Annotated in this window: 18 protein-coding genes; 4 read left to right on the plus strand and 14 right to left on the minus strand. The window is 62.1% G+C overall.

Annotated features, from left to right (window positions below; genetic code table 11):
• Positions 1–102: 102 nt before the first annotated feature.
• From serA to AYK65_RS13910, 3 genes are all read right to left on the minus strand, one after another.
• Positions 103–1,698 (minus strand): phosphoglycerate dehydrogenase, encoded by a 1,596-nt coding sequence (gene serA, locus AYK65_RS13900; RefSeq protein WP_026616429.1) that lies wholly within the window; start codon positions 1,696–1,698, stop codon positions 103–105.
• Between the two features lie 80 nt (positions 1,699–1,778).
• Positions 1,779–2,957 carry a phosphoserine transaminase gene (locus AYK65_RS13905; protein ID WP_081158783.1) on the minus strand — a complete coding sequence of 393 codons (1,179 nt, stop codon included), beginning with the start codon at positions 2,955–2,957 and terminating at the stop codon, positions 1,779–1,781.
• A gap of 347 nt (positions 2,958–3,304) precedes the next feature.
• The gene (locus tag AYK65_RS13910; protein ID WP_081158880.1) at positions 3,305–4,141 is read right to left on the minus strand and encodes an outer membrane protein; all 837 of its coding nucleotides are present in this window, start codon (positions 4,139–4,141) and stop codon (positions 3,305–3,307) included.
• Here AYK65_RS13910 and AYK65_RS32405 point away from each other — a divergent pair.
• On the plus strand, positions 4,108–4,317 hold the full coding sequence (locus AYK65_RS32405) for a hypothetical protein (RefSeq protein ID WP_172401995.1): 210 nt from the start codon (positions 4,108–4,110) through the stop codon (positions 4,315–4,317). The two genes, AYK65_RS13910 and AYK65_RS32405, sit on opposite strands and share 34 nt — an antisense overlap.
• Before the next feature lie 199 nt (positions 4,318–4,516).
• On the opposite strand, the gene AYK65_RS13915 is transcribed toward AYK65_RS32405, so the two are convergent.
• Positions 4,517–5,344, minus strand: coding sequence for an outer membrane protein (locus AYK65_RS13915; protein WP_046116469.1), 828 nt, complete (start codon positions 5,342–5,344; stop codon positions 4,517–4,519).
• A 372-nt stretch (positions 5,345–5,716) separates the two neighbouring features.
• Positions 5,717–7,069, minus strand: a complete 1,353-nt coding sequence (gene glmM, locus AYK65_RS13920) for a phosphoglucosamine mutase (RefSeq protein WP_046116621.1) — start codon at positions 7,067–7,069, stop codon at positions 5,717–5,719.
• Positions 7,070–7,147: 78 nt separating this feature from the next.
• On the opposite strand from glmM, the gene AYK65_RS13925 reads away from it, so the two are divergent.
• Complete coding sequence (locus AYK65_RS13925) at positions 7,148–7,417, plus strand: hypothetical protein (RefSeq protein ID WP_139793186.1); 270 nt, start codon at positions 7,148–7,150, stop codon at positions 7,415–7,417.
• A gap of 5 nt (positions 7,418–7,422) precedes the next feature.
• On the opposite strand, the gene ftsH is transcribed toward AYK65_RS13925, so the two are convergent.
• From ftsH to tolQ, 8 genes are all read right to left on the minus strand, one after another.
• Positions 7,423–9,360, minus strand: a complete 1,938-nt coding sequence (ftsH, locus tag AYK65_RS13930) for an ATP-dependent zinc metalloprotease FtsH (RefSeq protein WP_026616435.1) — start codon at positions 9,358–9,360, stop codon at positions 7,423–7,425.
• A 99-nt stretch (positions 9,361–9,459) separates the two neighbouring features.
• Entirely contained in the window at positions 9,460–10,791 is a 1,332-nt protein-coding gene (gene tilS / locus AYK65_RS13935; RefSeq protein ID WP_046116471.1) for a tRNA lysidine(34) synthetase TilS, read from the minus strand.
• Positions 10,792–10,802: 11 nt separating this feature from the next.
• Complete coding sequence (gene ybgF / locus AYK65_RS13940) at positions 10,803–11,831, minus strand: tol-pal system protein YbgF (protein ID WP_026616437.1); 1,029 nt, start codon at positions 11,829–11,831, stop codon at positions 10,803–10,805.
• A gap of 192 nt (positions 11,832–12,023) precedes the next feature.
• Complete coding sequence (gene pal, locus AYK65_RS13945; RefSeq protein WP_081158785.1) at positions 12,024–12,554, minus strand: peptidoglycan-associated lipoprotein Pal; 531 nt, start codon at positions 12,552–12,554, stop codon at positions 12,024–12,026.
• 288 nt (positions 12,555–12,842) lie between these two features.
• Positions 12,843–14,153, minus strand: a complete 1,311-nt coding sequence (gene tolB / locus AYK65_RS13950; RefSeq protein WP_139793187.1) for a Tol-Pal system beta propeller repeat protein TolB — start codon at positions 14,151–14,153, stop codon at positions 12,843–12,845.
• An 80-nt stretch (positions 14,154–14,233) separates the two neighbouring features.
• Positions 14,234–15,304 carry a hypothetical protein gene (locus tag AYK65_RS13955; protein ID WP_026616440.1) on the minus strand — a complete coding sequence of 357 codons (1,071 nt, stop codon included), beginning with the start codon at positions 15,302–15,304 and terminating at the stop codon, positions 14,234–14,236.
• 9 nt (positions 15,305–15,313) lie between these two features.
• Complete coding sequence (gene tolR / locus AYK65_RS13960) at positions 15,314–15,763, minus strand: protein TolR (RefSeq protein WP_046116474.1); 450 nt, start codon at positions 15,761–15,763, stop codon at positions 15,314–15,316.
• A gap of 16 nt (positions 15,764–15,779) precedes the next feature.
• The gene (gene tolQ / locus AYK65_RS13965; RefSeq protein WP_026616442.1) at positions 15,780–16,499 is read right to left on the minus strand and encodes a protein TolQ; all 720 of its coding nucleotides are present in this window, start codon (positions 16,497–16,499) and stop codon (positions 15,780–15,782) included.
• Between the two features lie 368 nt (positions 16,500–16,867).
• Between tolQ and ku the strand changes: the two genes are divergently transcribed.
• Positions 16,868–17,722 carry a non-homologous end joining protein Ku gene (ku, locus tag AYK65_RS13970; protein WP_026616443.1) on the plus strand — a complete coding sequence of 285 codons (855 nt, stop codon included), beginning with the start codon at positions 16,868–16,870 and terminating at the stop codon, positions 17,720–17,722.
• Positions 17,723–17,730: 8 nt separating this feature from the next.
• Complete coding sequence (gene ligD, locus AYK65_RS13975; protein WP_081158883.1) at positions 17,731–20,328, plus strand: DNA ligase D; 2,598 nt, start codon at positions 17,731–17,733, stop codon at positions 20,326–20,328.
• 39 nt (positions 20,329–20,367) lie between these two features.
• Here the strand turns inward: ligD and ybgC are convergent, their stop codons facing one another.
• Complete coding sequence (gene ybgC, locus AYK65_RS13980) at positions 20,368–20,826, minus strand: tol-pal system-associated acyl-CoA thioesterase (RefSeq protein WP_026616445.1); 459 nt, start codon at positions 20,824–20,826, stop codon at positions 20,368–20,370.
• Between the last annotated feature and the right edge of the window lies 1 nt (position 20,827).

Below are 20,827 nucleotides of genomic sequence, written 5' to 3' on the forward strand. Positions count from 1 at the left end.
CGCACCCTTTGCCTGCCCTGCTGCACCGCGCCGTCATAAAATGAAGAGCGCGCCGGGATTCCGGCGCGCTCCGCTTCGTCTGTGTCGAGTGTGCTCTGGCGTTCAATCGATATTGAACACCAGCGGCTTTGCCTGACGGATCGCCGGGTTTGCGCGCAGCCGATCAAGCACGATCTCGGAGACCGGGCCGTCGACGTAAAGCAGCGCGATCGCATCGCCGCCCTGCTTCTCGCGGCCGAGCTGGAAGTTCGCGATGTTGACATTCGCTTCACCGAGCGTCGTGCCGATGAAGCCGATCATGCCCGGGACGTCGGTATTGGTGAGGTAGACCATATGGTTGCCGACATCCGCATCGAGATTGATGCCCTTGATCTGAATGAAGCGCGGCTTGCCGTCCGAGAAGACGGTGCCCGCGACCGAGCGGGTCTGGTTCGCGGTCTTCACCGTCAGCTTGATGTAGCCGTCGAAGACGCCGGTCTTGTCGCGCTTGACCTCGGAAAGGATGATGCCCTTTTCCTTCACCATGACCGGCGCCGAAACCATGTTCACGTCCGCCACCTGCGGACGGATCAGGCCGGCGAGCACTGCGCTCGTCAGCGCCTTGGTGTTCATCGCCGCGGTGGCACCGTCATAGAGGATCTCGATCTCCTTGATGGCGCTTTCCGTGACCTGCCCGACAAAGGCGCCGAGAACGTCGGCGAGCCTGATGAAAGGCTTCAGGATCGGCGCCTCTTCGGCGGTGATCGACGGCATGTTGATGGCGTTCGAGACGGCGCCCTTGACGAGATAGTCCGACATCTGCTCGGCGATCTGCAGAGCGACGTTCTCCTGCGCTTCAGTGGTCGAGGCGCCGAGATGCGGCGTGCAGACGACATTCGGCAGGCCGAAGAGCGGGCTTTCGGTAGCGGGCTCCACCTCGAAGACGTCGAAGCCAGCACCGGCGACATGACCGGACTTCAGTGCCTCGGCGAGCGCCTTCTCATCGACGAGACCGCCGCGAGCGCAGTTGATGATGCGCACGCCCGGCTTGGTCTTGGCGATTGCTTCCGCGCTCAGGATGTTGCGCGTCTTGTCCGTCAGCGGCACATGCAGGGTGATGAAATCGGCTTGGGCGAGCAGCTCGTCTAGCTCGACCTTGACGACGCCCATCTCTTCCGCCCGCTCCTTCGACAGGAAAGGGTCATAGGCGATGACGTGCATCTTGAGACCGATGGCGCGGGCACAGACGATCGAGCCGATATTGCCGGCACCGATGACGCCAAGCACCTTGCCGGTGATCTCGACACCCATGAACTTCGACTTCTCCCACTTGCCAGCCTGGGTCGAGCCATCGGCGGCCGGGAGCTGGCGGGCGACCGCGAACATCAGCGCGATCGCGTGTTCTGCGGTGGTGATCGAGTTGCCGAAAGGCGTGTTCATGACGATGATGCCGCGGCGCGAAGCGGCCGGAATATCGACGTTGTCGACGCCGATGCCGGCGCGACCGACAACCTTCAGATTGGTCGCGGCGGCGATCAGCTTCTCGGTCACCTTGGTGGCCGACCGGATGGCGAGACCGTCATATTTGCCGATGACTTCGGCGAGCCTTTCCTTATCCTTGCCGAGCTTCGGCTCGAAATCCACTTCGACGCCGCGATCGCGGAAAATCTGGACGGCGGTTTCCGACAGTTCGTCGGATACGAGTACGCGAGGTGCCATGAAGGCCTCCTTGAAGATCTGGTCTTGAGCGGTTCGGGAACGGCTTCGCCTCCAGGGAGAGCGAAGCAATCGCATCGAAATCAGGCGGCAGCCTGCGAAAGCGTTGCCTTCTGGGTCTCGAAGGCCCAGGTCAACCATGGCATCAGCGCTTCCATGTCGGACGTGTCGATCGTCGCACCGGCCCAGATGCGGAGCCCGGACGGGGCATCGCGATAGTGGCCGATATCGAAAGCGACGCCTTCCTTGTCGAGAAGGGCGACAACGCCCTTGGCGAAGGCTGCCTGCGCATCCGCATCAAGCGCCGAGACGTCAGGGTCGACGATCTTCAGGCAGACGGACGTGTTCGAGCGGGTCTCCGGCTTGACCGCGAGGTTGGCGATCCAGTCGTTGGCCGCAACGAAACGGTGGATGACCTCGGCGTTGGCGTCGGCGCGGGCGATCAAGCCCTTGAGGCCGCCGACGGACTTCGCCCAGAGGAGCGCGTCGATATAATCTTCGACGCAAAGCATGGAGGGCGTGTTGATCGTCTCGCCGGTGAAGATGCCGTCGATAAGCTTGCCGCCCTTCGTCATGCGGAAGATCTTCGGCAGCGGCCAGGCCGGCACATAGCTCTCCAGCCGCTCGACCGCACGGGGGCTCAAGATCAGCACGCCATGGCCGCCCTCGCCGCCCAGCACTTTCTGCCAGGAGAAAGTGACAACATCGAGCTTGGTAAAATCGAGAGCCTGGGCGAAAGCGGCCGAGGTCGCGTCGCAGATCGTCAGCCCCTTGCGCTCCGCCGGGATGAAATCTGCATTCGGCACCCGCACGCCGGAAGTCGTGCCATTCCAGGTAAAAACGACGTCCCGGTCGAAATCGACCTTGGTGAGATCTGGCAGTTCGCCGTAGTCGGCTTCGAACCGGCGGACATCGGCAAGCTTCAATTGCTTGACCACGTCGGTCACCCAGCCTGCACCAAAGCTTTCCCAGGCCAGCATGTCGACGCCACGGGCGCCGAGCAGCGACCACAGCGCCATTTCGACGGCGCCGGTATCGGAAGCGGGCACGATACCGATACGGTAATCGGCCGGCACTTCGAGAACTTCACGGGTAAGATCAATGGCTTGCTCGAGCTTCGCCTTGCCGATTTTGGCGCGGTGCGAACGACCGAGCGGCGCGTCGGAGAGAGCTTCCAGCGTCCAACCGGGACGCTTTGCGCAAGGACCAGAAGAGAAATGGGTATTCGCCGGGCGCAGCGCCGGCTTGGCAGGCTTCGTCATATGCTATCCTCTCAGATAGAAGCCCCTCGTTGGGGAGGGGTGTCCCGCCGTCGGGAATATGGTGAGCCGGAGACGAAGTCAAGCGCCTTGCGTCGCGTTTGAAAAAATTTATGGCGTTTCCGGCAACGTGCCTAATGCATGTCGCCCGCAAGTGTGCAGCGGTTTCGGGACAACGACATGCATTCAGACAAAGATTAAAGTGCGTCGCGTGGCTCCACTGAATGCGACGCGCTTTACAGCGCCGCGCGTCTTATCAGACGCGCAAAGGTCGTTGTAACACTTTGAAGGGCTGCATGTTTTTATCCTTAAATCGGATACGATTTAAGGAAACATGCAGTAGGCGCATTTCACCAAAGCGCAAAGCGCAAGCCCGCACGGATTTCATGGCGAGTTAGGCCGTCGTCATATCCTTTGGCACCGCTCGCCCCGGCAAGGGACTCCGCACCGAAGCCGAACATTCCGCCGTCCGCAATACGCGAATAGCGATAGCCGATATCGAGCTTCAGACGATCCGTGACCTCGTAGGATACGCCTGCCATCAGCGCATAGGTGAAACGCCAACTGTCACGTCCCGCATAGGAAGCCCCGCCGGCCGCGCCGGCACAGGCGCCGCCGCCGGCAACGCAGGTCGTCGTCTCATGGACGGTGTTCCAGTCGATGTGGGTCGCTCCGATGCCGGCGCCGAGATAAGGCGTGAAGCCGGCAAGCGTCGCCAGATCCACATAGCCGCTCGCCATTACGCCCAATGCGGAGAAATTGGCGCTGTGAGAAAGGGCACAGGACGTTCCTGGCCCTTGGCCGGCGCAGGGAGTGGCGACAAGCGAGGAGCCGTCGAAGCGGCCCTCAAAATATTCCGCCGTCAGATCGGCGCGAAAGACATCGGTGAATTGGTAGCCGATGCCGAGCGTGCCGGCGACCGGCTTGTCGAAGCGGGCGTGGTCGAAGGAAAGATTGCTGTAGCTGCCTGTGCCGGCGTCGAAGCTGCGATAGTAGGGATCGCCCTCGTCCAGCCAACTGGCATAGCCAATGTCGCCGCGTAGATAGAGGCGACCGGCCTCCCGAGCCTCCCTTGAGATCGTAATCTCGGGAGCATCGAGCAAATCCTCGTCGGCGGCCCACGCAGTCTCAGACGCTAGGAGGCCGGCGCAAAATGCAACGCTCCAAAATCCCTGCCGCCAGTCCATTCCCATGCCCTTTCGCCTCGATCGTCAGCGGCTTGGCTGCTGCATGCTTCCCTGAACAGGACCTGCTCGGGGTAAGCATGCCGCAATTCAAAGTGCTGGACCTTGTGCGCCTCAAGGGCGCAGCCATGCTGATCATCGGCGTTAACTATTGCAGGCTCGGGTTAACTATGGGTTAACCATCTATCTTAGCATTTTGTACACTCTGTCTGTCCCGGCAAAACGAAAAGGGCCGCCCAAGGGCGGCCCACCGGAAATTCCAGAGTCCTACAGCGCCGTGCGTCTTTTCAGACGCGCAAAGGACGCTGTAGCACTTTGAATCGCTGCATGTTTTTGTCCTTAAATCGGCTACGAATTAAGGAACCATGCAGTAGCGGATCACTTGTACACGATCGGCTCAGCCGGCGGCACGTAGGCCGCTTCGCAGTTGTCGCCGAAGGAATAGCGCAGGCCGGCCCGCGCCTCATGCACATAAATGTCCTTGTCGTAGGCCGGGCCGCTGTTGAGATTGTAGCCGAACATCTTGCCATCATTGATATGGCGGAAGCGGTAGCCGACATCGGCCTTGAGGTTGCAGGTCAGGTCCACGGCAGTGCCGGCCATCAGCGCATAGGTGAACCGCCATCCGCTTTCGCCCCTATGCTCGACCGTCGGATCGCAGTTCGTCGGATCGGTGGCGTCGCAGCTCGTATTGCGCAACGTTCCCCACTTCACCCGCGTACCGCCGATACCGGCACCGACATAAGGCGTAAAGGCGCCGTAGGTTCCGAGATCCACATAGGCGTTGGCGAGCAGGCTCCAGGCGGACATCGACGCGACATCGTTCGAGACGCAGTTGACAGCGACACCACAGCTACCGCTGGTGGACCCCTCGAAATCGGCCTCGCCGAGATAGTCGAGCGTGACATCGGCGCGCAGATAGCTGTTGATCTGATAACCCACACCGCCGCCAAGAACGTAGGAATCGTCGAGATCGGCGCTGTCGAAATCAACCAGATTGCTGTTCGAGCCCTGGAAGTAGTGAGCGCCGCGCAGGTCGTTCCAAGCGTATCCGACATCGCCTCGCAAGTACCAGCCGCTGGCTTGGACCACCTCTACCGGCTGTTCGACGTACGGTGCTTCTGCAGGCGGCTGGTAGACGTCCGCCGCATAGACCGGCGCGCCACTCAGCAGGATAGCAGCAACGCCACTTAAAATCTTCTTCATGCCCAACCCCAATACATTAGAGTATCCTTGCCCCGGCTAAACAGCACATGATCGCAGTCACGCCGTATGCTTGGCATGCATAATGAATGGGAAAGGTTAAGTCCTAATTAACTACAAAAATTTACCTTAAATATTAACTGTTACTGGTATTCGCCGGAGCTACTGCATGTTTCCTTAATCGTAGCCGATTTAAGCACAAAAACATGCAGCAACTCAAAAATGCTACAGCGCCCTTTGCGCGTCTGAAAGGACGCACGACGTCGTGTACGCGCCGCGTTCAACTCAAGCGACACGCTTTAGGTCGTTGCCCTTGTGCATGTGGCCCAACGCCGCTGCAGCCTCTGGGCCACAAGCATGGAGGCGGCAAAAAACCTACGCCGCACTGCGCACGCTGCCGATCACATTGACCAGTTCATCGACGATGCGCTCGACCTGGCCACGGTCGTCGCCCTCCGCCATCACGCGGATCAACGGTTCGGTGCCGGAAGGGCGGATGAGGAGGCGGCCGTTCTTGGCAAGCTGCGCCTCGGCTTCGGCGATCGCCTGCTGCACGGTCGCGTTTTCCAAGGGCTTGCCGGCTGAAATGCGGACGTTTTTCAAGATTTGCGGCACCGGCTCGAAACGACGGCAGACCTCGCTCACCGTCTTACCCTGCCGCTTGACCACGGCGAGGATCTGCAGCGCCGCGACCAAACCGTCGCCGGTCGTGCCGAAATCGGAAAGAACGATGTGGCCGGACTGCTCGCCGCCGACATTCAGGCCGTCCTGGCGCATCTGCTCGACGACGTAGCGGTCGCCGACTTTGGTGCGGTGGAGCTTCAAGCGGCGTGCCTGCAGATAGCGTTCGAGGCCGAGGTTCGACATCACGGTTGCCGCTATGCCGCCGCCTTTCAGCACGCCGTCGGCCGCCCAGCTGTCGGCGATCACCGCCATCAATTGGTCGCCGTCGATCACGGTCCCGGTCTCATCGACGATCAGAACCCGGTCGGCATCGCCGTCTAGCGCGATACCGATATCCGCTCTCACTTCGTGCACCTTCTTCTGCAGCGCCGCCGGATGCGTCGATCCGCATTCGAGGTTGATGTTGACGCCGTTCGGTTCGGTACCGATCGTCACCACTTCGGCGCCGAGCTCCCAAAGGGCGGACGGCGCGACCTTGTAGGCGGCACCGTTGGCGCAGTCGATGGCGATCCTGAGGCCCTGCAGCGTAACGTCGCGCGGCAGCGTGCGCTTGGCTTGTTCGATGTAGCGGTAGATGTCGCCGTCGACGCGTTTGGCGCGGCCGATGTCCTCCGGTTTGGCGAGCTGTGCCGTCATGTCCTGCTCGAGGAGTTCCTCGATCTGCTCCTCGATATCGTCGGAAAGCTTATAGCCGTCGGGGCCGAACAGCTTGATGCCGTTGTCGCGGAACGGATTGTGCGACGCGGAGATCATCACCCCGACGTCCGCGCGCAACGATCGCGTCAGCATGGCGACGCCCGGCGTCGGGATCGGCCCGAGCAGGAAGACGTCGAGACCGGCCGCCGTGAAGCCTGCGACCATTGCATTTTCGAGCATGTAGCCGGAGAGGCGCGTATCCTTGCCGATCACCACGCGATGGCGGTGGGCGCCGTTCCTGAAAATGGTTCCGACCGCAATGCCGACCCGCATGGCGAGATCCGGCGTCATCGGAAATATATTGGACTGCCCGCGAATACCGTCGGTGCCGAAATATCTGCGTTTCATAAAAACTCCATCGTCCTGCTCCGGCAGGACATCTCTTTTGCGGGTCCCATCTGCCTGCGTGTTCCGCGAGTGGTTTTCATGCCCGCGGAGACCTGGCTTGCGGGCCATTTCCTACTCGGAATGAGGGAAGCGTCGCCCGCTCTTGGTCGTCAAAACGCCCTCCCCGATCAGATCGGGAAAATCAAGTGGCCTTGCGCCATCTTTGGCACAAAACCGTCTGAAACGGCAGCAATCCTACCATCAGAAATCATTACAGCGCGTTACCAAGCGCAGGAGAAGAAAAAAGAAACGGCGCAGCAAAAAAGCCGCCGCCCCTTCGGAGCGGCGGCTTTGATCATCTATGTCTAACCGGCCTATTGCGGCTGCGGTTCGAAGCCACCTTCGGGCTCTTCGCCCTTGCTGCCGACTTCTTTCTTGGTGCCGGCCGAAGGCACGGCCGATCCGCGATGCGGCGGCGTGTCGTCGCCGAGATCGCGTGCCGGCTTCTCGCCGCGGATCAACGCCTTGATCTCGTCGCCGGTGAGCGTCTCGTATTCGAGCAAACCCTCCGCAAGCGCCACGAACTCGTGATTCTTTTCCGTGAGGATGCTGCGCGCCGCTTCATAGGCGTCGTCGATCAGGCGGCGGATTTCGTTATCGATCTTCTGGGCCGTCGCTTCCGAAACGTTCTTCTGCTGCGCGACGGAATGGCCGAGGAAGACCTCCTGCTGGTTCTCCCCATAGGCGACCTGTCCGAGCTGGTCGGAGAAGCCCCATTGCGTCACCATCGCACGGGCAAGCTTGGTGGCCTGCTCGATGTCGGAGGATGCGCCGGAGGTGATGTTCTCCTTGCCGAAGGTCAACTCCTCGGCAACGCGGCCGCCCATCATGATGGCAAGACGCGAGATCATCCACTTGTAGCTCATCGAATAACGGTCGCCCTCGGGCAGCTGCATGACCATGCCGAGTGCACGGCCGCGTGGGATGATCGTTGCCTTGTGCAGCGGATCGGCCGAGGGAACGTTGAGCGCCACGATCGCGTGGCCGGCCTCATGGTAGGCTGTGAGCTTCTTCTCCGCCTCGGTCATGGCCGAGGAGCGACGCTCCGCACCCATCATGATCTTGTCCTTGGCGTCTTCGAACTCCTGCATCGTGACGAGGCGTTTGTTGCGGCGCGCCGCCATCAGTGCCGCCTCGTTGACGAGGTTCATGAGGTCGGCGCCGGAGAAGCCCGGGGTACCGCGCGCAAGCACTTTGAGGTCGACATTCGGCGCCAGCGGCACGTTGCGGACATGCACCTTGAGTATCCGTTCGCGGCCGTTGATGTCGGGGTTCGGCACGACGACCTGCCGGTCGAAACGGCCCGGGCGCAGGAGCGCCGGATCGAGCACGTCCGGGCGGTTGGTCGCGGCAATCAGGATGATGCCTTCATTCGCCTCGAAGCCGTCCATCTCGACGAGCAACTGGTTCAGCGTCTGCTCGCGCTCATCATTGCCGCCGCCGAGGCCGGCGCCGCGATGGCGACCGACCGCATCGATTTCGTCGATGAAGATGATGCAGGGCGCGTTCTTCTTCGCCTGCTCGAACATGTCGCGGACGCGCGATGCACCGACACCGACGAACATTTCGACGAAGTCAGAGCCGGAGATCGTGAAGAAGGGCACGTTCGCCTCACCCGCGACCGAGCGGGCAAGCAGCGTCTTACCGGTACCGGGCGGGCCGACGAGCAGCACGCCGCGCGGGATCCGGCCGCCAAGGCGCTGGAACTTCTGCGGGTCGCGCAGGAATTCGACAATCTCCTCGAGGTCCTGCTTGGCCTCGTCGACGCCGGCGACGTCGTCAAATGTGACGCGGCCGTGTGCTTCGGTCAGAAGTTTGGCTTTCGACTTGCCGAAGCCCATGGCGCCACGCGAGCCGCCTTGCATCTGTCGCATGAAGAACAGCCAGACGCCGAGGATCAGGAGCATCGGCAACAGCGTACCGATATAGCTCAGGAAACCCGACGAACCGTCGGTCTCCGGGCGAACGGTCACCGTGACATCCTTGGCTTCCAGCCGCTCCGTAAGCGCCGTATCGACGGAAGGCGCATAGGTCTGGAAGGTCGCGCCGCTCTCGGTATAGCTGCCGATCACCTTCGAGCCAGTGATCACCACTTCCTTGACACGGCTGGCATCAACGTCCTTCAGGAACTGCGAGAAGGGAATTTCACGCGAACCGGTTCGTTCTGTCGGCTGCTGGAACATGCTGAATAGCGCTATCAAGAGAAGCGCTATGATTGCCCAGAGGGCAAAATTTCGAAAATTAGGGTTCATCGAACTCCCCGGAACCTGCCGCAGGCCGCACGATCGGCGACCCGTACTCTTGTTCCTAACATAAGGTTCCGGTGCCGCCTTGCCAAGGCAAACCGCCGGCTACCCTTCCATTTCTGTCAAAACGTCGCGAACCGGCGGAGCGCGGTATCGATCGCGCCCGAACAGAACGGCGATCGCATCCGCCATGATCCTGTCGAAACCCGGCAAAAAGGTGTCGTAAGGGGCGATGCGGCATTCGACTTCCGCCGAAGCCTCCTCCAAAGTGGCGTCCGCTGTCACGATGTGTGGTGCCACCAAGGAAGCGCGTTTGGCAACCCCCATCGGCAGGCCTGCGTCAATAAGCCTCTGCATCCGCCTCTCGCCCGGTGCAGGCGCCGCGGTGACGGTCAGGGCGGGACCCTTGCTCGTCACGGTAAAGCGTCCATCCCAGACGCCCTTCTCCCCCGGCCCGATTTCGAGAAGCGGGAGATTGCGCGCCTCCCGATAAAGATAAAGAACGCCGCTGCGACGGTCGAACACGACCCGTCCCGCAGTGAGGCGGCCGGGCTCAGCTGATCGCAGAAAGCCGGCGAGGCGCTCGACCGTGGCGCGCGCCGGCAGGTGATCGCGCCCGCCGAGCGCGGTAGCGACCGTGAGGAGCGCCCGGCGCCAATCGGGATCGTCGATGTCGCCAGCCTGCCGCGACGAAACTTCAGCCACCAGGGCGTCGTGCACACGGATGTGTTTTTCGATGAGCGCCGCGGACCTCGCCGAGGAAGCGGCGCGCTGCCGTCCGCCCGGTGAAGGACCTGGTACGTTGTCTGACGTAGCGAGCCGGGCGCGCACGCGAACCCGCTCGAACTCAGGGTTGGCATTGCTCGGATCCTCGAGCCAGCCGACGCCGCGCCCTTCGAGAAAGGAGCGTATATCCGCCCGCCGCAGATCGAGAAACGGCCGCAGCACCCAGATCCGGCGTCCGTAGAGCATGCTTGCCGCCATTCCCGCCGCGCCATGGCCCCCGCCCGCATCGCGCAAGCCGCGCATGGCGATCGTCTCGCGCTGATCGTCGAGCGTGTGCCCCGTGACAATGCAGTCGGCGCCGAGCGCTTCGGCGGCCGCGGCCAGCAATTCGTAGCGCTTGTTGCGGGCAGCCGCCTGAATACCGGTTGCAGGCTTTTCGCCCTCCCAGCGAGCGATGCGATGAGGAATGCCGAGTTCGGCAGAGAAAGACGCGACGGCTTCGGCTTCGGAGGCGGATTCCGTCCTCAGCGCGTGGTCGACGGTACAGGCCGCAAGCGAGAATCCCTCGTATTCCGCTGCCCCGAGCGCCGAATGCAGCGCGAGCAGAAGCCCCTTGGAATCGCTGCCGCCGGAAACGGCGACGAGTACCCGGCTGGGTTTGGTGAAAGATCGAAGAAATTGTCTGGCCGCGTCGATGACGGCGTCAGGCATGTGAGCCGGCCTCAGCAGCCGAAACGGCTCTGTTCGCTCGTGACCTTTGCCTTCACGGCGGACGATGCCTTCGGATAGCGTTTGTTCACCTCGCGCAAGGTGGCGCATGCGGTTTCCCGGTTGTCGAGAGCACCAAGCGACATGCCGAGTTTCAAGAGCATTTCGGGTGCCTTCGGCGATTTGCCATAGGTCTGATGGGCGTTGAGGAAGGTCTTTGCGGCGTCGCTGTACTTGCCCTGCGAATATTGCGCCTCGCCCATCCAGAAGCTTGCGTCGGCCGCCTTGTCGCCCTCCGGGAAGGCAGCGAGATAGTCGCGGAATTCCTGCTCTGCGGTGCCATAGTCGCCGGAAAGCACATGGCCATAGGCGGATTGGTAGAGGTCGCCGGGGTTGCTCAAGGAAGCCGTCTGCTCGCCGCTTCCGGGATTGTCGTTGAGGCCGCCGCCCTGGCCCGAAACGCCCGCATCAACGCCCGGCAGAGTAGCATTCACGCCGGGTTGCGCCTCCGTCGTTGCCGAGACCGGATTGCCGCTTTCATCGAAAATGATCTGGCCGAGGGTCGTGGGCGGAGGAGCAGCACCCGTGGCATCGGGACTGGTGGCCGCCATATCGCCACTGCCCATACTGCCGGCGGGCGCGCTTGTGCTGGGGCTATCCGTCACCTCGGGGGTGACGGACGCCTGATCGCTTGTTTTCGGCGTTTCAAGTGCGCCGCTCTTCTTGGAGGAAGACTTGCCGCTTTCGAGATCCTGGAAGCGGAACTCGTTGTCCTCCTGGAACTTCCGGATCTGCTCCTGCATCTGCAGAAGCTGGAAGCTCATTTCCTCGATACGCCCATTGAGCGAGCGGATCTGTTCTTCGAGTTGGCCGATCCGTGTAACATCGGATGATTGCACCTTCACCACCGGCAAGTCCTTGCTGGCGGCAGCGGTGGGAGGCACCGGGATGAGAAGCCCGGAAAGCGGCATGGCATTCGCCATTGGGCCGAGACCCGCGAGGGCCGCGAAACCAATCAGTCCTGCCACGACAAATTTCTTCATTTCATTTGTCCTGTTCGTAGCCGATTATCCCACCCTGCGATCGCGGTCCGCAGTACATTCGCCGATTCCATAGGGTGGATGCCGCACAGTTTTCCAATTGCCGTGAAAAAGCAACGGAGTTCGGCCAAAGTGTGGTAAAAAAGAAAAGGCGGCCCGCGGGCCGCCTTTCAAAGTCATCCTCCAGCCGATTGATCAGCTTCCCGCGCCGCCGAGAACAGTTACCGCGCGGCGGTTCTGCGACCAGCAGGAGATGTCGTCGCAGACGGCAACCGGCTTCTCCTTGCCGTAAGAGATCGTGCGCATGCGGTTCGCCGGAACCCCGCGGCTGACGAGGTAATCGCGGGTCGCTGCGGCGCGGCGGGCGCCGAGCGCCAGATTGTATTCACGGGTGCCGCGCTCGTCGGCATGGCCTTCGACGGTGATGGCGTAGTTCGGGTACTTCGCAAGCCACTGCGCCTGGCGGTCGAGCGTTGCCTGCGCGTCGGCGCGGATCGCGGTCGAGTCGGTATCGAAGAAGATGCGGTCGCCGACGTTGACGGTGAAGTCCTGCTGCGAGCCCGGAGTCGCGGCGCCCGCGCCAAGGCCAAGGCCGGCGGCATCGTTCGGCAGGTTCTTCTTGGAAGCGCAGCCGGCAAGGGCAAGCGTCATGACAAGGGCGAGCATGACTGGATTGCGGGTGATGGTCTGCATGCGGCTTGCCGCCGGGGTGTCAATTCGGCTCATGGGGCCGGGTCTCCTTGAGAAGTGGCTGAATTCACGGTTGCCAGACTGTAACCGGAAGCGGTTAATTGCTTTTCAACAGTTATGGTTAACAAATCGACAATCTGCATTGGGCGCCTGCTACACCAGCACTTTGCGGCGAGAAAGCGGCACATCCGTCACATTCCCCGCCGCATCTGTGGACACTCGATCACGATGCTTTTCGGGTCGATTCACTCGTGATCGACTCTATCGCCTCAAGATGCGGGATGCGGGCGGGAAAAACCCGCCACGCATTTCCGTGATCCCGCTCTATTCCATCAGCGGCGACCAGGCCGGGTCGGAAGCGAAGCCCTTCGTCGGAATGAGCTGCTCATTGTAGCCCGTGAGGTCGATCGAATAGAGCTGCGGCCCGCCGGCGCCCGCATTCTGACGGAAGAACATCAGGACGCGGCCGTTCGGCGCCCAGGTCGGGCCTTCATTGTGGAAGCCGGTCGTCAGGATGCGCTCGCCGGAACCGTCCGGCTTCATCACGCCGATCGAGAACTTGCCGCCGGACTGCTTGGTGAAGGCGATGAGGTCGCCGCGCGGGGACCAGACCGGCGTCGAATAGGAGCCGTCACCGAAGGAGATGCGCGTCTGGCCGGAGCCGTCGGCACCCATCACGTAGAGCTGCTGCTTGCCGCCGCGGTCGCTTTCGAAGACTATGCGGCTGCCGTCCGGCGAATAGGAGGGCGAGGTATCGATCGCCGCGGTGTTGGTGAGCCGCGTGGTCGTGCGCGAGCGCAGGTCCATCGTGTAGATGTTGGCATTGCCTTCCTGCTGCAGGCTCATGATCACCCGCTGGCCATCCGGCGAGAAGCGCGGCGCGAAGGTCATGCCCGGGAAATTCCCGACCACTTCGCGCTGTCCGGTTTCGAGCTGCAGCAGATAGACGCGCGGCTGCTGGTTCTCGAAAGACATGTAGGTGATTTCCTGACGATTCGGCGAGAAGCGCGGCGTCAGAACGATGTCGTTGGAATTGGTCAGCGCGCGGGCGTTGAAGCCATCCTGGTCCATGATCGCGAGCTGACGCTTGCGGGCATTCTTCGGACCGCTTTCGGCGACATAAACGATGCGGGTATCGAAATAGCCTTTCTCGCCCGTGATCCGCTCATAGATCGCATCGGCGATGATATGGGCGACGCGGCGCCAGTTTTCCGGCTGGGTGTAGAACTGCTGGCCGAGCATCTGCTGTCCGGCGAAGGTATCCCACAGGCGGAACTCCGCCTTCAGCCTGCCGTCGCCTTCCTGGGTTACTCGGCCGGTGACGAGCGCCTGCGCATTGATGACCTTCCAGTCCTCAAAGCGCGGGGCGGCGTCCGGATTGGATATCTTCTCGATGAACGCGCCCTTGTCGATCGGCGCGAAAAGCCCGGAGCGCTTGAGATCGGCGGCGACCACGTCGGAGATCTTCTGAGCGAGCTCGCCCTGCAGGAAGTCGGTGATCGCGATCGGCAGCGGCTCGACGTTACCCTTGTTGATGTTGATTTCGACGAGCGCGTTTGCCGGCGAGGCAATGAGCCCGCAGCCTGCAAACAGTACAACCAGGAGGCGGAAGATATTGCGTCTCAGCATTTCCATAAAGCCTTTCAGCCTTTCATCTTTCCAGCGCGGGATGAGGAAGAGTACGTGCGGTTTCCGCCGCGTCCCGCCTAACCTATCTAGAGCATCGAGCTCGGGTCGAAGTTGACGACGACCTCACTCCACGAATCGTATTTGTCGGCCGGCAGCCCCTTGAAGGGCGTGGATTTCAAGATGGCGCGGCGCGCACCACCCATCAGCGCCCGGCGCGCCGCATCGGAGCCGCCGGTCGCCTCGACCTCCGGCTCGCCGATGAGCTCGCCGTTCGGATCGAGCCGCATCGTCACCTTGATGCGAACATCCGCCGCGTCGGCCATGCCGGGAATGATCGACCAATTGTTCTGGATCTGGCCGCGAAGCGCGTCCATCTCGCTCTGGGAAAGCGTGTTGCCGGTCGTCGTCTTCTTGCCGCCGAGTGCCGCTTCCTCGGTCGAGCGCTTGGCGCCGCCGCCGGAGGATTCCTGCTTGTTGAGCAGTGCGGCGATCTCGTCGGCGTTGAAGTCGCTCTCCTTCTGGGAGGACGGCTTCTTCTGCTCCTTCTTCGCCTCTTCCTTCTTGCGTTCCGGCGTCTTCGCCGTCTGTGCGGGCTTCTCGACCTTGGGCTTCAACTGCGGCGTCGGCACCTTGTCGGGCAGGGCCTCGGCCTCCGGATTTTCCGCCGGCTGTTCTTCCGCCGGCATCGGTTCCGGCTTCACATCGGGCTTCACTTCTTGCTTCGGCTCGGGAAGTGCCGCCACTTCCGTTGCCGGTTCGGCAGCGGGCTTGGTCTCCTCGACCTTTTCGATCTCTTCCTTCACCGGGTCGGGTGTCGGCGGGGCCTTTTCGGTCTTTTCAGGAGCAGCGGCAGACTCGTTGTCGACAGGCTTCGCATTCGGCGTCGGCGGTGTCTTCAAGTCCACGTCGTTGTCGCCGATGTTCTCGGCATTCTCGACAGGCGTCGGCTTTTTCGTCGGAACGGGCGAGGCCTTTTCCTTGGCCGGCGCCTTCTTGTCACCCTGCTGAATCTGCGTGATCGATTCCACCGGAACGATGTCGACCGGCAGCGCCTCGACATCCGCGACCTCGAAGTCGGCCGGGCTGCCAAGCGACACCAGCGCCCAGGTCAGGACCAAGGCGTGGAGGACAGCAGATGTAGCAAGACCGCCCTTCATGATCGGGGATCACTTTTCCTGTTCTTGAAGGGTCACTAGACCGAGATTCTTGAAGCCGGCCGCAGAGATGCGCGCCATCACCTTCATCACCGTGCCGTAATCGGCATTGGTGTCGCCGCGCACGTAGATGCGCTCGTTATAGCCGGTGGTCGCGATCGCCTCGAGCTTCGGAACGACCTCGTCGATCGCGATCGGCGTTTCCTGCAGGAAGATCTCGCCGGCAGGGTTGACCGAAACGGTGATCGGCTGCGTGTCGGCATTCATCGCCTTCGCCTGCGTTTCCGGCAGGTCGATCGGCACGCCGACCGTCATCATCGGGGCCGCCACCATGAAGATGATCAGAAGCACCAGCATGACGTCGACGAGAGGCGTAACGTTGATCTCGCTGATCGCGCCTCTCCTGCCGCCACGCCGGCGACGTCCGCCCGAACCCTTGGCTCCGCCAACTGCCATACCCATCAGCGTGATCTCCGTGTTACTGCGCGGCCTGACGCGAAGGCTGCAGCTTCTCGTCGATCTGCCGCGACAGGATGGCGGAGAACTCGTCGGCGAAGGCTTCCATGCGTGCCGTCAGCTTGCCGGCATCGGCGGTGAATTTGTTGTAGGCGATAACGGCGGGAATGGCGGCGAGCAGGCCGATGGCGGTCGCGAGAAGCGCTTCGGCGATGCCGGGGGCGACGACGGCGAGATTGGTCGACTTCGAACCGGCGATCGCCTGGAACGAGGTCATGATACCGACGACGGTGCCGAAGAGACCGATGAAAGGAGCGGCCGAGCCGATGGTCGCGAGCGAGCCGAGCCGAGCCTCGAGCGTTTCGGATTCACGGGCGAGCGTCACGTCCATTGCACGGTCGATGCGCATCTGCAGGCCGATCGGCGAACGGGCGCCGCGCTCGAAGCTCTTCTTCCATTCGCGCATTGCCGAAACGAAAATCGCACCCATGCCGGTCGTCTGCCGGTCCGAAAGGGTGCGGTAGAGTTCCTCGAGCGATTGCCCCGACCAGAAGACCTGCTCGAAATTGTCGAGCTGGCGACGAACACGCCCGTAATTCAGGATCTTGTCGACGACGATCGCCCAGGTCCAGACCGAGGCTCCAATCAGCCCCAGCATGACCAGCTTCACGACCAAGCCCGCTTCCATGAAGAGCGACCAAAGGGTCACATCGCTCGTCGCGGCCAATCCAACCTGTTCCATCGATTTCAGTCCCCGAATCCAAACACCCGGCAGAGCAATTCATTGCTCATGACCGGGTCGCCCAAACGTCCTGCTGCAAAGAATGCCCCGGTATGCCACCGATCGCGGCATTGCGATCTATTCGCTTCAGCCTGCCTTCTTGCCGTCAATTTTGGTCAAAGGATGACGTGCACTGCACAAATCCTGATGCACCGATTAAGACAGCATTATCGTTAAGGGAGTGTTACCGGAACGGCACTTCACGGCCGCTCTAGCGCGGAACTTCGCCCGAGCTTGTACGTTTGGGGGCAATGAGCGCCTGGCGGCCGAAACAGAAGCGGAGAAAGCCGGTGCGGCGATCCGCTCGCCGCAAAGTTTGAGGTGCAGACATGGCACCTCGCGCGATGTGGAAAGGGCAGCTTCGTCTTTCGCTAGTCTCGATACCTGTCGAGCTCTTCAGCGCGACTCGCTCGGGAGCAAGCATTTCCTTCCGTCAGATCCACAAGCCCTCGGGCAAGCCGATCCACTACCAGAAGGTGGTCGAAGGCATCGGGCCGGTCGACGTCGACGATATCGTCAAGGGCTATGAATATGACGACGACCGGTACGTCCTGCTCGAGCCAGAGGAAGTCGACGCGGTCAAGCTCGAGACCAAGAAGACGCTGGAGCTGGTTCAGTTCGTCGACACCAGCGATATTCCGCCGCTCTATTTCGACAAGCCCTATTACCTCGTGCCGGCCGATGAGCTGGCCGAGGATGCCTACCGCGTCGTGCGCGACGCGCTGAGGACCTCGAATAAGATCGGGCTCGGGCAACTGGCACTGCGGGGCCGGGAATATCTCGTCGCCGTGAAGCCGTGCGGCGATGGCCTCCTGCTGGAAACGCTGCGCTATGCCGACGAGCTGCGCAAAGCCGACCCTATGTTCTCCGAGATCTCCGGCAAGAAGGCCGACAAGGAACTCCTGGACGTCGCGACCGCACTGATCGAGCGCAAGACCGCCCCCTTCAACGCCGAAGCCTTCAAGGACAACTACGCCGCGGCACTCAAGGAGCTGGTGAAGCGCAAGATGAAGGGCAAGTCTGGGCGGGTTGAGATCGAGGAGGAGGAGCGTCCTCAAAAGCGGGGCGACAATGTCGTCGACCTGATGGCTGCATTGAAGAAGAGCCTCGAAAGCGGCGAAGGCAAGAAACCGCAGACGAAAGCGCAATCTTCTTCGCGCCGTGGTCGGCGCAAATCGGCATGAGGATCATCATGGCCGTGCGCAACGAACCGCTTTCCGAATACAATCGGCGCCGCGATTTTACGAAAACGCGCGAACCGAGGGGCTCGATGGTGCGAGCCCACGCCGGAAAGAAACGCTTTCTCGTCCAGAAACATGAGGCGACGCGGCTCCACTACGACTTCCGCCTCGAATGGCGCGGCGTGCTGAAGAGCTGGGCGGTCACGCGTGGCCCGAGCCTCAACCCGGAAGACAAGCGGCTCGCCGTGCAAACCGAGGATCACCCTCTCGCTTACGGCGATTTCGAGGGAACGATACCCAAAGGGCAATATGGCGGCGGCACCGTGATGCTCTGGGACACGGGCTGGTGGGAGCCGGACGACGATCCTGACGAAGGCCTGAAGGAGGGAAAGCTCACCTTCCGGCTGCACGGGAGCCGGATGAACGGTGGCTGGGCGCTCGTTCGCATGCGGCCGCGCGAGGGCGAAAAGCGCGAAAACTGGCTCCTGGTCAAGGAAGCCGACGAGGCCGCCTCGGACGATGGCGAGAGCCTGATTCGGGAGAACATCACCAGCGTGCGTACCGGCCGCACCATGAACGAGATCGCCGAAGGCAAGGGTGAAAAAAGGGCGCATGTCTGGCACTCCGACAAGAGCGTGGCGGCCAATCTGAAGGCGGGCGCAATTGCCGAGAATGAAAAGGCGCAAAAGCGCCCGGCGCGGAAACCCTCCGCGAAACCGCCCGCTTTCAGGCCACCGCAGCTTGCGACCCTGGTGACGAAAGCGCCCGCCGGCGACGGTTGGCTGAACGAGGCCAAGTTCGATGGCTACCGGCTGATATGCGCCGTCGCCGGCGGGAACGTCCGCTGCTATACACGCAACGGGCTCGACTGGACGGAGAAGTTCTCCGCGGTCGCCTCCGCGCTCGCCGAGCTCGACTGCAAATCCGCTCTGATCGACGGCGAGGTGGTCGCCTTGTCGGACGCGGGTTCAAAGTTCTCCGCCCTTCAGAAGGCGCTCAGAACCGGTGCAGGCACCCGGCTATACGCCTTCGACCTGGTGGAACTCGACGGCAAGGACCTGAGCGGCGAGCCGCTCGTCGAAAGAAAGGAGAAGCTGAGGGCTCTGCTTGAGTCGCTTGGCCCAATGGCGACCGTCCAGTACAGTGAACACGTCCGTGGCAGCGGCGAGCATGTGCTTGCGGCCATGTGCAGGGCCGGATTGGAAGGCATCATCGCCAAGGAGGCGAACGCCCCTTACCGTGGCGGCCGCACGCGAAGCTGGCTCAAGGTGAAATGCACGAGGCGGCAGGAATTCGTCATCGGCGGCTATACGCCCTCGTCAAAGAAAGGCCGCCCCTTTGCCTCACTGCTTCTCGGCACTTTCGAGGGCGAGAAGCTCGTCTACCGAGGAGGGGTCGGCACAGGGTTCAGCGGGGAAACGATGGACGAACTTGCTGCCGCCTTCGCCAAGCGCAAGCGCCGCACGTCGCCATTCGAAACGGTGCCGCGGGAACGAAGCCGAGAGGCCGTCTGGCTGACGCCAGATCTGGTGGCGGAAGTGGACTTCACCGAATTCACGGCCGACGGACACGTCCGCCACGGCTCATTCGAGGGATTGCGCGAGGACAAGGAGGCCAAGGCCGTGAAACTGGAAACGCCAAAGCCGGCGGACGCCGAAGCGCAGACAGGCAAGAGCAAATCCTCGGCGAAGCCGAGCAAGGCTTCGCGCGCCGAGGGCGATGCCGATGTCCTCGGCATCCGCATTTCGCACCCCGATCGCATCCTCTTCAAGGGTCAGGGTATCACCAAGATCGACCTCGCCCGCTACTATGGGGTGGTCGCCGACCGAATGCTCGCCTTTGCCGCCGACCATCCCGTTTCACTGGTCAGATGCCCACAGGGCGGCGAGCGGCAATGCTTTTTCCAGAAGCATGCGAGCGATGGCTTCCCGGATGAAATCCGCGAAGTACCGATCACGGAGGCCTCGGGAGATACCGAAAACTACATGTACGTGCACGATGCCAAGGGCCTCGTCGCCGCCGTGCAGATGGGCACGCTGGAGTTTCACATCTGGGGTGCGACGATCAACCGGCTGGAAAAGCCCGATCGTCTGGTTTTCGACCTCGACCCCGATCCGAGCGTTGACTTCGCCACTGTGAAGAAGGCGGCCGCGACCCTGCGCGACGAACTTGCCGGTATCGGCCTCAAGACGGTCGCCATGGTGACCGGCGGCAAGGGAGTCCACGTCATCGTGCCGCTCCGTCCGCACGCCGAATGGGATGAGGCGAAACGCTTCGCCAAAGCCGTTGCGCAAGGTTTCGCCGAGCGTGATCCGGACCATTTCGTCGCCACCATGTCGAAGGCGAAGCGCAAAGGGCGAATTTTCATCGATTGGCTCAGGAACGATCGCGGCGCTACGGCCATTGCCCCCTACTCCACACGCGCCCGCGAGGGCGGACCGGTAGCGACACCTGTCGCCTGGGAGGAACTCGCGGAGCTCGATGCCGCCGACACCTTCCTAATTCCGGAAATGATCGAGCGCATCGAGGCAGGCACCGATCCGTGGCAGGAGATCGGCAAGGTCAGCCAGTCGTTGACGAAGAAGATACTGGGCACTGTCGCCGTGTGAACGGCGACCGCTGAGACGGCATAGCGGGAGCTGGGGCGGTCAGGCCGGGATTTTCTGCCCCGCCGACAGGAACTTGATCGCCAGCGCCTCCGGCAGGCGCCTCGGCCGGCCCTGGCCGTTGATCACCGCGATGATCACCTTGGCCGCGATCAGCAGCGTACCGGCGCGGCGGATCTGCTGCTGCAGCACCATCTTGGCGCCGCCGGCCTTCTCGGTCGTAGTCTCGATGGTCAAGACATCGTCCATTCGTGCCGGCTGCTTGAAATCGATCTCCATCCGGTGGACGACGAAGACGAGACCTTCCGAGTCGCCTTCGATTGCGAGCGATGCCTGCTCCACTCCAAGCAGCCGCAGGTAATCGGTTCGCGCACGCTCCATGAAATGCAGATAGCGTGCATGATAGACGACGCCAGAAAAGTCGGTGTCTTCGTAATAGACCCGCTGGATCAATCGATGGCCGGTCTCGGTCAGCTCGCCGGCGAGCGAAATCAGTGACATG

The organism is Ensifer aridi, from assembly GCF_002078505.1.
GTDB classification, from domain to species: Bacteria; Pseudomonadota; Alphaproteobacteria; order Rhizobiales; family Rhizobiaceae; genus Sinorhizobium; species Sinorhizobium aridi.

Bases quoted from the DNA above. Each gene is read 5' to 3' on its own strand.
- ku (WP_026616443.1), top strand. From the start codon at position 16,868: ATGGCACCTCGCGCGATGTGGAAAGGGCAGCTTCGTCTTTCGCTAGTC.
- tolR (WP_046116474.1), bottom strand. From the start codon at position 15,763: ATGGGTATGGCAGTTGGCGGAGCCAAGGGTTCGGGCGGACGTCGCCGG.
- glmM (WP_046116621.1), bottom strand. From the start codon at position 7,069: ATGAAACGCAGATATTTCGGCACCGACGGTATTCGCGGGCAGTCCAAT.
- AYK65_RS13910 (WP_081158880.1), bottom strand. From the start codon at position 4,141: ATGGACTGGCGGCAGGGATTTTGGAGCGTTGCATTTTGCGCCGGCCTC.
- ftsH (WP_026616435.1), bottom strand. From the start codon at position 9,360: ATGAACCCTAATTTTCGAAATTTTGCCCTCTGGGCAATCATAGCGCTT.
- pal (WP_081158785.1), bottom strand. From the start codon at position 12,554: ATGAGCCGAATTGACACCCCGGCGGCAAGCCGCATGCAGACCATCACC.
- serA (WP_026616429.1), bottom strand. From the start codon at position 1,698: ATGGCACCTCGCGTACTCGTATCCGACGAACTGTCGGAAACCGCCGTC.
- AYK65_RS13905 (WP_081158783.1), bottom strand. From the start codon at position 2,957: ATGACGAAGCCTGCCAAGCCGGCGCTGCGCCCGGCGAATACCCATTTC.
- AYK65_RS32405 (WP_172401995.1), top strand. From the start codon at position 4,108: ATGCAACGCTCCAAAATCCCTGCCGCCAGTCCATTCCCATGCCCTTTC.
- tolQ (WP_026616442.1), bottom strand. From the start codon at position 16,499: ATGGAACAGGTTGGATTGGCCGCGACGAGCGATGTGACCCTTTGGTCG.
- AYK65_RS13915 (WP_046116469.1), bottom strand. From the start codon at position 5,344: ATGAAGAAGATTTTAAGTGGCGTTGCTGCTATCCTGCTGAGTGGCGCG.
- AYK65_RS13955 (WP_026616440.1), bottom strand. From the start codon at position 15,304: ATGAAGGGCGGTCTTGCTACATCTGCTGTCCTCCACGCCTTGGTCCTG.
- tolB (WP_139793187.1), bottom strand. From the start codon at position 14,153: ATGGAAATGCTGAGACGCAATATCTTCCGCCTCCTGGTTGTACTGTTT.
- ybgF (WP_026616437.1), bottom strand. From the start codon at position 11,831: ATGAAGAAATTTGTCGTGGCAGGACTGATTGGTTTCGCGGCCCTCGCG.
- tilS (WP_046116471.1), bottom strand. From the start codon at position 10,791: ATGCCTGACGCCGTCATCGACGCGGCCAGACAATTTCTTCGATCTTTC.
- ligD (WP_081158883.1), top strand. From the start codon at position 17,731: ATGGCCGTGCGCAACGAACCGCTTTCCGAATACAATCGGCGCCGCGAT.
- AYK65_RS13925 (WP_139793186.1), top strand. From the start codon at position 7,148: ATGCCCGCGGAGACCTGGCTTGCGGGCCATTTCCTACTCGGAATGAGG.
- ybgC (WP_026616445.1), bottom strand. From the start codon at position 20,826: ATGTCACTGATTTCGCTCGCCGGCGAGCTGACCGAGACCGGCCATCGA.